We start from the raw sequence: 12,649 nt of genomic DNA on the forward strand, positions 1-12,649 counted from the left end.
GAGAGCCGGCTTATCCTGCTCGCATTAGCCGGCCTTGGCGGTGACCGTCGATTTGAACTTACCCATGAGATAGGGGCCGGAAAGAACAGGTGCATATTTCGGCGCCTCTCCCGGCTTCAGGCACGAAGGCAGGCAGGCGATTTCGGCAAACCAGTTCGGCTGATGGAAGAATGCCAGCGACTGCCGCCGCTGCATACCGCCCTCTTCCGGCGGCGGATTGACGACGCGATGCACGGTCGAAACCCAGCGATCATTGGTCCAAAGCGCCATCAGGTCGCCGATATTGATGACGAAAGCTCCCTCCACCGGCGGCACCGGCGTCCAGCGACCGTCAGGTGCAATGATCTCCAGCCCCTTGGAACCCGGCTGCGGCAGCAGGATCGTCAGGCTGCCGTAATCGGTATGGGCGCCAGCACGCAGTTGGCCCGGCTGCGGCGGCACATGCTGCTCGGGATAGTTCAATGCCCTCAGCGCGCTGATCGGCGCGTCCACGTAAGTATCGAAGAAATGCTCGTCGAGACCGAGCGCCGTCGCAAACACCCGCATGATCCGCGCCGCCAGATCCTCCATGGAGCTATAATAGGCCTTCCATGCCTCCGTGAAACCCTCCGGTCCCTCGGGCCAGATCGTCGCGGCATAGCAGAAGCCGAGCGCCTCCGGATCGCTCATGCCTGATGGCACGGCGAGCGGACCGCCATTGAAGCTTTCCTTCAAGTCCGGCGGCGTGTCGACATTGCGCGATTTCGCGAGGGCTTCCGTGCCGGGGCCGAGATAACCGTAGGGATAGCCCGGATAGAGCGTCTTGGCCCGCTGCTTCGTCTCGGCAGGCAGATCGAAGAAACTGTGGGTCTTGTCCCAGACATTCGCAATCACCGCATCCGCGACGCCATGATTGGCAATCGCCAGGAAACCGGTCGAGCGGCATATCCGGTCCACCTCGGTCCCAAGACGTCTCTTGTCCTCGAGATGTGCCGCCTCGAAGGCGCCGAGATCGAAAATCGGGAAGCTCTGACTGGACATGCGCGACTCCCATTCGTGACATCGGTCAAATCAAGCATAGGCGGCGGCGGCGAACAACCATCTTGTCTCCCGCCGCACAATCAGAGCCTCCAGGCCGAGCGGATGGCGACGGGATAGACGTCACCCGCCTTTACCACCTCGCGGCTATAGGCCCTGAGCATCTGCCCGTCCGGCAACGAGAGCCGTATCGCGTAACGCTCGCCCTCATAGAGAACCGAAACGACCCGACAGGAAATGCCCTGCGCGTCGGCGATCACATCCTCCGGCCGCACAAGGATATCGGCATGCTCAGAGGCGCCCTCCTGTTCGTTCCAGATCTTCTTCAAGGCGGACCAATCGATGAGACGGGGCCGACCATCGGGCAGGATCAGCGACAGGATGGCGCCCTGCCCGACCAGGCTGCCGACCATCCGCCCTTCGGGCCGGGCATAGATCTCCGCCGGAGGCGCCACCTGCAATAGCCGCCCCTCGGACATGACGGCGACATCGGTCGCCAGCGCCATGGCTTCGCTCTGATCATGCGTCACGTAGACCATCGTGGCACCCGAGCGCTGATGAAATTCACGGAACGTCTCCTCCATTTCTTTCTTGAGATGACGGTCGAGATTGGCAAGCGGCTCATCGAGCAGCACGACGTCAGGCGATGTCACCAGGCAGCGCGCAAGCGCTACGCGCTGGCGCTGGCCGCCGGAGAGATCGGCGGGCCGGCGCTCGGCATAGTCGGCCAAACGCACCGTGGCGAGCGCTTCACGCACCTTCTCGCGGTAACGTTCGCCGGAGATGCCACGCACCTTCAGCGGGTAGCCGACATTGTCTGCGACGTTCATATGCGGCCAGAGCGCATAGGACTGAAATACCATCGCCATGTTGCGCCGCTCCGGCGGCAACATGTTCGCCGCATCCGCCAGCAATCGCTCGCCGAGATGGATGGAACCATCCGTCGGCTGTTCGAAGCCGGCTATCATTCTGAGCACGGTCGTCTTGCCGCAGCCGGAGGGGCCTAGCAGCGCCAGGAAACCGCCCTCGCGCACGTCGAGCGACAGTGCATTGACGGCGGCGCGGCCGCCCGTGCCGAAATCCTTGCAGAGGTGGTTGAGGATCAGCTTCGCCACGGCACCACTCCTTTCGGCAGGCGCTTGGCCATGACTTCGAGCAGCACCATCATGATCACGACCATGGCAATGACGATGACGGACATGGCAGAGGCAAGATCGGCGCTGCCGCCATCGTCGAGATTGTAGATGACGACGCCGAGCGTCTGCGTGCCCGCCGACCAGAGCAGCGCCGAAACCGTCAGCTCGTTGCAGGCAATGAGGAAAACCAGGATCACGGACGCGCCCGCCGCCGGCGCGATCAGTGGCACGATGATATCCGCAAGGCGGCGGAAGAAGCCGGCGCCCGAAAGACGCGCCGCCTCTTCCAGCGCCGGATCGAGCTGCAGGAAAGCACTCATGACCGGCTTCAAGCTGACGGCGAAGTAGGCGGAGAAATAGGCCAGCAGAATGATCCAGATCGTGCCGTAGAGCGTGACGTTGAGGATCGGCAGGGGTGCTGCAAACACCAGGATGAAGCAGACGGCGATGATGATGCCGGGGAGTGCGTAGGGTATCTCGATCAGGCCGCCGACGATGCGGCTCAGCATGTCCTTGCGCCGCGTCAGCGCATAGGCGGCAAGAATTGTCACCAGCAGGAGACCGAGCGCCGTCGTCGCGGCGAGAAACAGGGAATTGGAAAAGGCCGTGCGTGTCACCGTCTGCCGAAACAGGATTTCCACGAAGGCGTTCAGCGACGCCGTCTTGAACGTCAGCGGCACGCCATAGGCCGGCACCAACGCGCCTGCAACCAGCGCCAGAAAGGGCGCGACGAGCATAATGAACAGGATCGCCCAGAGCACCGGCACGGCAACATAACGCCAGCGGCCGAGCGAAAAGGCAGCGGACGCGCCGGAAAGGCCGATGACACGATAGTCCCGCCCTTTCAATGCCTTGGCCTGCACCGCAAGTCCCGCAACGGCGATGACGGCGATCATGGTCGAAAGCACGGCGATATCGCCGAAAGTCCGTGGGCCGAAATTGGAGAATTTGGTGAAGATCAGGGTAGAGAGCGTATAGATCGAGGCGGGAATACCAAGAATCGCCGGAATGCCGAAATTGCCGATCGAGGAGACGAAGGCGATTGCCGCACCGGCAATGACGCCGGGCAGCGACAGAGGCAGGATGATATCCCTGAAGACGCGCAGGCCCGAGGCTCCCGAAAGCCTTGCCGCCTCAACGCCATCGCGTGGGAGTGCCATCAATCCGGCCCTGAGCGCCAGATAGACCAGCGGCGCATGCTGCACGCCGTAGAGAAGCGCGATGCCGCCGATGGAATAGAGCGGCTGCGGCGAGCCGAGCGGCGGCGCGATATGCAGCGCCTTCAGCAGCGGGCTCGACGGACCGGACATCTGCACCCAGGCAAGCGCCGTCACCTGCGGCGGGATCATCATCGGCAGTACGAAGAGGAAGCGGAGCGCGCCCCTGCCCGGCATGTCGGTCAATGTCAACAGGAATGCGAAGAGGCAGCCGAGAGCCACGGAAATAATCGTGCCCAGCACGGCCGTTTCGATCGTGTACCAGCTGGAGCGCCATAGCGCGGGATCGGTGATGAGCTCATAGGTGCCGCCGCGCAGCAGCGCCTCGATGCCAACCATCGCCAGCCGCGCCAGCGGCAGAACGCTAAGCAGCAGCACGACGGCAACAACAAAAGGAAACAGCCAGGCCGGCTGGCTGTTTCCCTTACGCACATATCCGTACATTTAAAATCCGGGCCGGATCACTTCGACTTGAAGTAGGTGGAGAAGGTCTTCAGGTCCTGATCCGCATTCTTGAGAGCAGCGGCGGCATTCAACGGCAAAAGCTTGATGCTGTCACGTGCCGGAAAACCTTCCGGCAGCGGCGTACCGCTGCGGGCCGGAATATAGCCGAGCTTCAGGAAGCCTTCCTGGCCCTTTTCGGACAGGACGTAATCGACGAACTTCTTGGCGGCGTCGGCATGCTGCGTGCTGGCGAGGATGCCGACCGGCTCCGTCACGGCCGAAACGCCTTCGGTCGGGAAAACGAATTCCAGGGGTGCGCCTTTAGCCTTTTCGCGGATCGGCATGTAGTCGACGATCATGCCATAGGCCTTCTCGCCGGAGGCGACCGCCTTGAGCACTGCGCCGTTGCCGCCCGAAGCGATAGCGCCGTTGTCGGCAAGATTCTTGTAATAGTCCCAGCCCAGGCTGCCGACGCCGGCGAGCGTCTGTGCGTGAATGAGAGCGGCACCCGAAGCAAGCGGGCTCGGCATGGCGACGAGACCTTTCGCTTCCGGCTTGACCAGATCCTGCCAGCTGGCCGGCTTCATCGACGCGGCTGTGTTGTAGACGATGCCTGTGGTGATCAGCTTGGTGGAATAATAGTAGCCATCGGCATCGTAGAGTGACGCGTCGTAGTTCGCGGCTTCCGGCGACTTGTAGGCCAGCAGCTTGCCGGCTTCCTTCAGGCGCTCCAGCGTCACCGTGTCGGCAATCAAGAGAACATCGGCAGCGGGAGCGCCGGCCTGCATTTCCGCCTGCAACTTGGCGATGATCTGCGGCGTGCCGTCACGAACCCAATCGACCTTGATGCCCGGATTGGCAGCCATGAAACCATCGACGGTCGCCTGCGCGTCGGCGTTCGGCTGGCTGGTATAGAGGACGAGGTCGGCGGCGGTGGCGGTGCCGGAGAAAAGAGCGACGGCCAGCAGGCCGGCGAAGGCGGAAACAAAGGTCTTCATAAGACGTCCTCGGCTAGGTTGTAGGAAGGTTCCTTAGACGTGCGGCTTAACATGATTGTGACAGTTGAATTTGAAGAAGATGCGTTTCATATGATGATTAAACCTTGACCGTCGGCGCCTCACGCTATTTCTTGGCACTCGAATTTCAGATGGGATCCGGGAGGACATATCCATGGAATATCGCCTGCTTGGCCGCTCCGGCCTCAAAGTTTCCACCATCACCATGGGCACCATGACCTTCGGCGGGGTCGGCTGGGCAAAGACTGTCGGCGATCTCGGCGTCAAGGATGCAAAGAAGCTCGTGGACATGTGCGTCGATGCCGGCGTCAACCTGCTGGACACGGCCGATGTCTACTCGCAGGGCGCCTCGGAGGAAATCCTAGGCGAGATCATCGGCGGCCCGCGCAAGGACGGCGTGCTCATCGCCACCAAGGCCCGCTTTCCCATGGGGCCTGGTGTCAACGATGTCGGCTCTTCCCGCCAGCATCTGATCCAGGCTTGCGAGGCAAGCTTGAAGCGCATGAAGACCGATGTCATCGACCTTTATCAGCTGCATGAATGGGACGGTCAGACGCCGCTGGAAGAGACGATGGAAGCGCTCGATACATTGGTTCGCCAGGGCAAGATCCGCTACATCGGCTGCTCGAACTTTTCCGGCTGGCACATCATGAAGGCGCTTGGCGTCAGCGAGCGTGACAAGCGCGAACGTTTCGTCAGCCAGCAGATCCACTATACGCTGGAAGCCCGCGACGCCGAAAACGAGCTGGTTCCGATCAGCATCGACCAAGGCCTTGGCATCCTCGTCTGGAGCCCGATCGCCGGCGGGCTGCTGTCGGGCAAGCATCGCCGCAACCAGGCAACGCCTGAAGGCACGCGCCAGTTCGCCGGCTGGACGGAACCGCCGATCCGCGACGAGAACCGCCTGTGGAATATCGTCGATACGCTGGTGGAGATTGCCGATGGCCGCGGCGTCTCGGCCGCACAGGTGGCGCTCGCCTGGCTGATCGGTCGCAAGGGCGTGACCTCGGTCATCATCGGCGGCCGCACGAAAGCCCAGTTCCAGGACAATCTCGCCAGCGCCGAACTGAAGCTAACCGATGAAGAACGCAAGCGTCTTGATGATGTCAGCCTGCCGCCGCTGATGTATCCCTATTGGCATCAGCACAACACCGCCAGCGACCGTCTAAGCGAGGCCGACCTTTCGCTGATCGGCCCACATCTGGCGAAGTAAGAAACTGCTTCTCCCCCTCGGGGAGAAGGTGCCCAAAGGGCGGATGAGGAGGTGGCGCGGCACATTCAGCGTCCACCATAACGGTGCAGCGCCTTAACCAGCGCCCCGTCGATAAGCTGCGGAGCGCATCCTTCTCCCCATCGGGGAGAAGGTAAATCAGGCGGCCAATGCCCCGATCTCGCCTGATATCAACTTGCCGAGCCGCGAAATGCCCTCTTCGATCATCTCGTCATTGGCGCAGGAGAAGCTGACGCGGAATGTATTCGCACCAGTGCCGTCGGCGAAGAAGGCCTGACCGGGAACGAAGGCAACCTTCGCGGTTTCGAGCGATCTTGCCAGCAGCTTGGCGCCATCCATGCCCTTCGGCAGGGTGACCCACACGAACATGCCGCCCTGCGGCTTCGTCCAGCTCGTACCTTCAGGCATATACTTCGCAAGCGCCGCCAGCATGCAGTCGCGACGGTGGCTATAGGTCTTGCGGACCTTGGCAACCTGCGCATCAAAACCGCGTTCGGCGACCTGATGGATGGCGATCTGGTTGATCGTCGAGGAATGCAGGTCCGCCGCCTGCTTCATCAGCACCAGCTTGCGGATGACGGGCGCATTGGCAACGACGAAACCGACGCGAAGACCCGGCGCCAAGGTCTTGGAAAAGCTGCCGCAATAGATCGTCCGCGTGTCGTTGATATTCCCCTTGCGCGCGATCTCCAGCGCCAGGATCGGCGGGATCGCCTCACCATCGTAGCGCAGCGATTGATAGGCGGCGTCTTCGATGATGGCGATATCGAGCTCGTCGGCGAGGTCGATGAGTTTCTCGCGGGCAACCAGATCGACCGTTTCACCGGTCGGATTGGCAAAATCAGCCGAGAGATAGGCGAATTTGACCCTGCCTCCGGCCTTCGTGGCAGCGGCGCTATAGGAATCCGGCGTCCGGTTCCCGTTCGGCGTCAGCTGGTCATAGGTCGGCTCGTAAGCATTGAAGGCCTGCAGCGCGCCGAGATAGGTCGGCGCTGTCACAAGCGCCGTATCCTTCGGCGACAGAAAGAGCTTACCGAGATAATCGAGCCCCTGCTGCGAGCCGGAGACGATGAAGACGTTATCGAGTTCGCAGGGAACGCCGAGCGCCTTCATCTGGCCAACCAGCCACTCGCGCAGTGGTTTGTAGCCTTCGCTGACCGAATATTGCAGGGCGGCATTGACGGTCGGGCCGGAAAAAATATCGGCATAGGCCTGCTTGAATTCTTGATCCGGAAACAGCGCAGGGTCGGGAATCCCACCGGCAAACGAGATGATATCCGGCCGCTCCAGCAGCTTCAGCAATTCGCGGATTTCGGAGGCGCGCATACGGCTCGAGCGGGTCGCAAAGATATTTTCCCAATTCAACATGGGGCTTCCTCGTAATTTTTGGTCTTTCCGGCACAAGATCACGCAACAAAAGATAAGTCAACAATACTGACCTAATTTGTTTTCATTGCCTCTCAGAATCGCAATCTTTCCTGATAGGAATGAGCTTCTGAACCCGAGTAACAGAGTCAAAAGAGATCATGAGCACGGATCCGACATCATCGTTTTACGCCGACAACGCCGCCCTCTATGCCGCGCGTAAACGCAATCTTCCGACAAGCCGACTCGACGCGTTTCTTGCCGCCCTTCCGGCCGGAGCGTCTATCCTTGAGCTGGGATGCGGAGCCGGTCAGGATGCGGCCTACATGCTATCGCGTGGCTTCGACATCACGCCGACAGACGGTTCGGCAGAACTCGCCAATGAGGCTGAAAAGCTAATCGGCAGACCTGTCCGGATCATGCGGTTCGAGACCCTGGACGCCAGTGCCGCTTTTGACGGTATATGGGCGGAGGCCAGCCTCCTTCATGTACCGCGATCAGACCTCCCAAATATCTTCGATCGGATTCTACGTGCTTTGAGGGACGGCGGCATCTTCCATAGCAGCTTCAAGGCCGGCGCTGCTGAGGGGCATGACACGCTCGGCCGCTACTATAATTATCCTTCGGCCGAATGGCTGGGGGCTCTTCTGAATGAAGGCGGATGGAGAGATGTAGCGATAACCGAAGCCGATGGAGGTGGCTTCGACGGCAAGCCGACGAAATGGCTCTATGTTAGCGTACGGAAATAGAAATCGGTCTGAACTTAGTTGTTGCTCTCATCGCCCCAAGCGGCTTGGAGTTGGCTCTGTTGACCCAAGCAAAACTTGCCCTGCCGGCTACTCCAAACCTGCGTTAACGGCAGGGCATCGCACGCAAAAGGGCCAAAGCAGCCTCAATGGAATCGATGCGCCACATATCTCTATCGGCTACATTGTCGACAACCGCCACTATGGCAGCTTGCAATCCATCGCCGCAAAGCCAATCGGCGATCGTCCGCCTTGTCGCCAAATCAAGATCTTCCCAAAAAGAGCGACCATATGGCAGCCCGTCCGACCGACTGATGACGTCAGCGAGTTGAAGGGCAGAATTCGGTGTCAGATTGGACAGCCATGACTTCAGAACAGAATCAATATCCTTTTCGAGACGAATTACGCAGGCGAACCAATTCGTCGCATCGAACTCGTCTGGATGCTGCAATCGTGCCCAGTGCCACGACGCGCGATAAACGTTCTCGATCGCAGAACGCTCTGACACTGGCCATCTACGCCAGTTAGCATATTCCAGCTTCGACAAGATTATCAGCGGATCAAAGCCTGGCTCACTCGGGGTCAAAAAAGCGTGCTGCAGAATGCGCGGCAGATAATGTCTGTATTCCTTGACTCCCCCAACGGTGGTCATGGCGCTCGTGGCGTAGCCACTCAGAGCGTTCCCACTTAAGTTCGCTAAAGGTGCAGAACGCAATTCGAGCAAAATCTTCTCCGCGTCAAGCAATGGCGACGCATCCAGAATTTCAGGAGATGGATATTCAGCAAATGCTGCATAGGCTGCCTGCCAATATCCATGGAGCTTGGTCGCCGCTCGAGCCAAATTGGTTTCATCGGAGTTCATATACAACCCTATAGCGAATTCGCGAATAGCTCGCCAGCCCGGATTAGGTCGCAGAAAATGAAAGGCCGAGGAAGTTTCCCTCCTCGGCCCCGCTTTCAATGCTTCATCGTACGGAAAGCTTAGTTGACGCTCTTGTCGACCAGCTTGTTCTTGCCGATCCAGGGCATCATGCCGCGCAGCTTGGCGCCGACTTCCTCGATCTGGTGGCTGTCGTTGTTGCGGCGGATGCCCTTGAAGCGGGCAGCACCCGAACGGTATTCCTGCATCCACTCGGAGGTGAACTTGCCGGTCTGGATGTCTTTCAGGACGCGCTTCATCTCAGCCTTGGTCTCTTCAGTGATGATGCGCGGGCCAGTGACGTATTCGCCCCATTCGGCCGTGTTCGAGATCGAATAGTTCATGTTGGCGATGCCGCCTTCATAGATCAGGTCGACGATCAGCTTCACTTCGTGCAGGCACTCGAAATAGGCCATTTCCGGAGCGTAACCGGCTTCGACCAGCGTTTCGAAACCAGCGCGAATGAGTTCGACGAGACCGCCGCAAAGAACGACCTGTTCGCCGAAGAGGTCGGTTTCGCACTCTTCGCGGAAGTTGGTTTCGATGATGCCCGAACGGCCACCGCCGACGCCGCAAGCGTAGGAGAGAGCGAGTTCAAGCGCATTGCCGGAAGCATTCTGGTGAACGGCAACGAGGCAGGGAACGCCGCCGCCCTTCTGGTATTCGCCGCGAACCGTGTGGCCCGGGCCCTTCGGCGCGATCATGACGACGTCGACCGAAGCCTTCGGCTCGATGAGGCCGAAATGGACATTGAGGCCGTGAGCGAAAGCGATTGCAGCGCCGTCGCGGATGTTCGGAGCGATGTCGGCCTTGTAGATGTCGGCCTGCAGCTCGTCCGGGGTCGCCATCATCATCAGGTCGGCCCATGCGGCAGCTTCGGCAACGGTCATGACCTTGAAGCCATCGGCTTCAGCCTTCTTGATGGTCGGCGAACCGGCCTTCAGCGCAATCACAAGGTTCTGGGCGCCGCTGTCCTTGAGGTTCAGCGCATGAGCGCGGCCCTGGGAACCGTAGCCGATGACGGCGACCTTCTTCGACTTGATGAGGTTGAGATCGGCATCACGATCGTAATAGACGCGCATTGTTTGTCCTTCCCTTTGCTTGTCTGGGTATAATTTCGATGTCTCAGACGGTCGCCGCTGCTTCCGCCAAAACCTTTTCCGTGCCGTAAAGCTTGAGGAAGGCTGTAACAGCCCTCTCCGCCTGACGGCTGGAATCCTTCAAACCGGGCTCGCCGAGCAGCATGCGGACATGCAGATCGGAAACGATGAGCCCGTAAAGCGTGTGATATGCCTCGTCGGCATCGGTGAAACGGAGCAGCCCTGCCCGCTTGCCAGCGTCGATCAAGCCGCTGGCGCGGCGGTCGATCTGCCGGCGGCCGCGCTCCAGCAAAAGCTTGCCGAGCTTCGAGCCATCGCGGTTAGACTGGCCGATCGCCAGGCGGTTCAGCGCCAGCGAGACGTCGCCCGCCAGAACTTCCAGCAGATCGCGGGCGAAGACAACGAGATGATCATGCAGGCTCGACACCGTCAGCCGCTCGCCATTGCGCTCGAAGGTGCGCACCTTGCTCGCCTGATAGGCGATCATCGCCGACAGCAGACCGTCACGGTCGCCGAACCATTTATAGAGACTTTCCTTCGAGCAATTGGCGGCGCGTGCGACGCCCGAGGTCGTCAGCGCCTTTTCGCCGCCGTCGACGAGCAGACGCAGCGCCTGCTCCAGAACGGCGTTCTGGCGCGGCGAAAACTCGCTCGACTGTCCTACTTCGCTCAGCACGATGGCCACTCCCAAATGCGTACCGTACGGTACGGTTCGTGCCGCGTTATGCAGCACGCCGAAGCGGTCGTCAAGCGGAATTCGTTGCTGCACTGCGCCAAAAATCGGAGCGCGCTTGTCATGGCCGGCGCGTGGTGGATAGAGCTTGCCGGCACATCCGTTTCCTTTCGAGATCCTTTGATGAAAGCCGCGTTCAACCTTCATTACGAGACGTCACCTCCCCGCTTCCCGGCTGGCAGCGGCACGGGCGGGAGCAAACAGCGGGCACCTACCCGCATTGTAAGGATCTGCCTTGTGCTCGGCCTGTTTCCCCTTCCCCTGTTTCCCCTTACAGTGTCGGCACATGCAACGACAAAGCCGCTTACCGGACCCGACGGACATTATTGCGGCAAGCTTCTATCTAGTGGGTTGCTGGTGGATGTCGAGACTTCGCTACAGGCCGACCCAAAGGGCCACATATCGGGGACCTATCGCTTCGATGATGACGGCAATACAACGGCCGGCACCTTGTCGGAAATCGGGACAGCGCACGGCACCGCGCGAACGCTGCGTTGGTCCGACAAATATGGAATGGGTTCGCTGACGATCCGGTTCGATGCCGGCTACGGTCGTTTCGAGGGCCTGTGGGGACCTCAGGATGCCGTTCCCAGCTACACTTGGAACGGCGGCAATTGTGGCGCACCCATCAGCTAGGCCTATTCGGCCGCCACAGCATTATTGCGCATGGCCTCGACATCCTTGAGCGGCGGCAGGCCGTAGAGGCGGCTGTACTCGCGGCTGAATTGCGAGGGGCTCTGATAACCGACGCGATGGCCGGCCGAGCCGACGTCGAGCTGCTCGACGATCATCAGGCGACGCGCTTCGTGCAAGCGAAGCTGCTTCTGATACTGCATCGGCGACATGGCGGTGACAGCCTTGAAATGATGGTGCAGTGAGGAAACGCTCATGCCGACACGCTCAGCCAGTTCCTCGATGCGCAACGGCTGCTCGAAATTGCCGCGAAGCCAGGCAACGGCACGCGCCACCCGGTTGCTCTGGCTTTCCGCCATCGCGACCTGCAGCAGCCGGGGACCGTTCGGCCCGGTGAGCAGGCGATAAAGGATCTCCTGCTCGATCAATGGCGCCATGGCCGAAATATCCTCGGGCTGATCGAGCAATCTGAGCAGCCGCAACGAGGCATCGAGCAATTCTGGCGACGCCGCATTGACCGCAAGCCCACGCAAGGGCTCCGCCGTCACCGCTTGGCGTGGAACGTTGACGCGCGACAAAAGCTCCTTCAGGCGCTCACCGTCCAGCGCCATGCTGAAACAGAGATACGGCGTGTCACTGCGGACATTGGTTACCTGGCTCGATACGGGCAGGTCGAGGGCAGTCAAAATATACTCGCCGACACCGTAATGGTACGTATCAGTGCCAACAGTCAAAGTCTTCCGCCCCTGGACCACAATGGCGTAGCAAGGCCGATAAGCCCCATGCTGCCATACTGTCGCAGCCGACTGCCGGTATAGGTTGAGACCATCTATCGGCGTGCGGTATTCTCCGTCCTCCGTGGCGAAACGGGCAATGATGGATGCGAGTTCCTGATTGGGATTGAAGGGAAGTGTCATGCGCAACCAACTGTTTTTCGAGGAGCTGTTGAGGCTTATCTAGGGAACCTACCCCGAGTGCGAAAGGGTAGCCGCGCATTTAGATTCGCAGGATCGTACATAAAGCTTGCAGGATCGCTCTAACGCTCCGGTCCGCTCCCGATGCATAGTGCGCCATCCCAATTCCACTCCCACC

General features: G+C 60.2%; 12 protein-coding genes. 3 read left to right on the plus strand and 9 right to left on the minus strand.

The window, feature by feature from the left end:
- Positions 1 to 24: 24 nt before the first annotated feature.
- From AB8B29_RS08950 to AB8B29_RS08965, 4 genes are all read right to left on the minus strand, one after another.
- On the minus strand, positions 25 to 1,020 hold the full coding sequence (locus AB8B29_RS08950) for an isopenicillin N synthase family dioxygenase (RefSeq protein WP_037202626.1): 996 nt from the start codon (positions 1,018 to 1,020) through the stop codon (positions 25 to 27).
- Positions 1,021 to 1,100: 80 nt separating this feature from the next.
- Positions 1,101 to 2,132, minus strand: a complete 1,032-nt coding sequence (locus AB8B29_RS08955) for an ABC transporter ATP-binding protein (protein WP_037202628.1) — start codon at positions 2,130 to 2,132, stop codon at positions 1,101 to 1,103.
- Positions 2,120 to 3,814: an ABC transporter permease gene (locus AB8B29_RS08960; protein ID WP_037202630.1), complete on the minus strand. Its 1,695-nt coding sequence runs from the start codon at positions 3,812 to 3,814 to the stop codon at positions 2,120 to 2,122. Before AB8B29_RS08960 ends, AB8B29_RS08955 begins: the two co-directional genes overlap by 13 nt.
- 17 nt (positions 3,815 to 3,831) lie before the next feature.
- Positions 3,832 to 4,812 (minus strand): ABC transporter substrate-binding protein, encoded by a 981-nt coding sequence (locus tag AB8B29_RS08965; RefSeq protein WP_112441301.1) that lies wholly within the window; start codon positions 4,810 to 4,812, stop codon positions 3,832 to 3,834.
- Between the two features lie 172 nt (positions 4,813 to 4,984).
- Between AB8B29_RS08965 and AB8B29_RS08970 the strand changes: the two genes are divergently transcribed.
- Positions 4,985 to 6,043 carry an aldo/keto reductase gene (locus AB8B29_RS08970; protein ID WP_112441299.1) on the plus strand — a complete coding sequence of 353 codons (1,059 nt, stop codon included), beginning with the start codon at positions 4,985 to 4,987 and terminating at the stop codon, positions 6,041 to 6,043.
- A gap of 156 nt (positions 6,044 to 6,199) precedes the next feature.
- Here AB8B29_RS08970 and AB8B29_RS08975 read toward each other — a convergent pair whose 3' ends face one another.
- Complete coding sequence (locus AB8B29_RS08975; RefSeq protein ID WP_037202637.1) at positions 6,200 to 7,429, minus strand: PLP-dependent aminotransferase family protein; 1,230 nt, start codon at positions 7,427 to 7,429, stop codon at positions 6,200 to 6,202.
- 158 nt (positions 7,430 to 7,587) lie between these two features.
- Here AB8B29_RS08975 and AB8B29_RS08980 point away from each other — a divergent pair, with 158 nt between their 5' ends.
- Positions 7,588 to 8,175: a class I SAM-dependent methyltransferase gene (locus AB8B29_RS08980; RefSeq protein WP_037202639.1), complete on the plus strand. Its 588-nt coding sequence runs from the start codon at positions 7,588 to 7,590 to the stop codon at positions 8,173 to 8,175.
- Between the two features lie 103 nt (positions 8,176 to 8,278).
- Here AB8B29_RS08980 and AB8B29_RS08985 read toward each other — a convergent pair whose 3' ends face one another.
- The 3 genes from AB8B29_RS08985 to AB8B29_RS08995 form a co-directional block, all read right to left on the minus strand.
- A complete protein-coding gene (locus AB8B29_RS08985; protein WP_051964424.1) occupies positions 8,279 to 9,034 on the minus strand; it encodes a hypothetical protein in 756 nt (251 codons plus the stop codon).
- Positions 9,035 to 9,153: 119 nt separating this feature from the next.
- On the minus strand, positions 9,154 to 10,173 hold the full coding sequence (gene ilvC, locus AB8B29_RS08990; protein WP_037202641.1) for a ketol-acid reductoisomerase: 1,020 nt from the start codon (positions 10,171 to 10,173) through the stop codon (positions 9,154 to 9,156).
- A gap of 43 nt (positions 10,174 to 10,216) precedes the next feature.
- Positions 10,217 to 10,867 (minus strand): TetR/AcrR family transcriptional regulator C-terminal domain-containing protein, encoded by a 651-nt coding sequence (locus tag AB8B29_RS08995; RefSeq protein ID WP_037202871.1) that lies wholly within the window; start codon positions 10,865 to 10,867, stop codon positions 10,217 to 10,219.
- A 294-nt stretch (positions 10,868 to 11,161) separates the two neighbouring features.
- Between AB8B29_RS08995 and AB8B29_RS09000 the strand changes: the two genes are divergently transcribed.
- On the plus strand, positions 11,162 to 11,560 hold the full coding sequence (locus tag AB8B29_RS09000; RefSeq protein WP_439006431.1) for a hypothetical protein: 399 nt from the start codon (positions 11,162 to 11,164) through the stop codon (positions 11,558 to 11,560).
- A gap of 2 nt (positions 11,561 to 11,562) precedes the next feature.
- On the opposite strand, the gene AB8B29_RS09005 is transcribed toward AB8B29_RS09000, so the two are convergent.
- The gene (locus AB8B29_RS09005; RefSeq protein WP_092574099.1) at positions 11,563 to 12,474 is read right to left on the minus strand and encodes an AraC family transcriptional regulator; all 912 of its coding nucleotides are present in this window, start codon (positions 12,472 to 12,474) and stop codon (positions 11,563 to 11,565) included.
- Positions 12,475 to 12,649 lie beyond the last annotated feature (175 nt).

It is taken from the genome of Rhizobium sp. 11_C7_N12_5 (assembly GCF_051811145.1).
GTDB classification, from domain to species: Bacteria; Pseudomonadota; Alphaproteobacteria; order Rhizobiales; family Rhizobiaceae; genus Rhizobium; species Rhizobium lusitanum.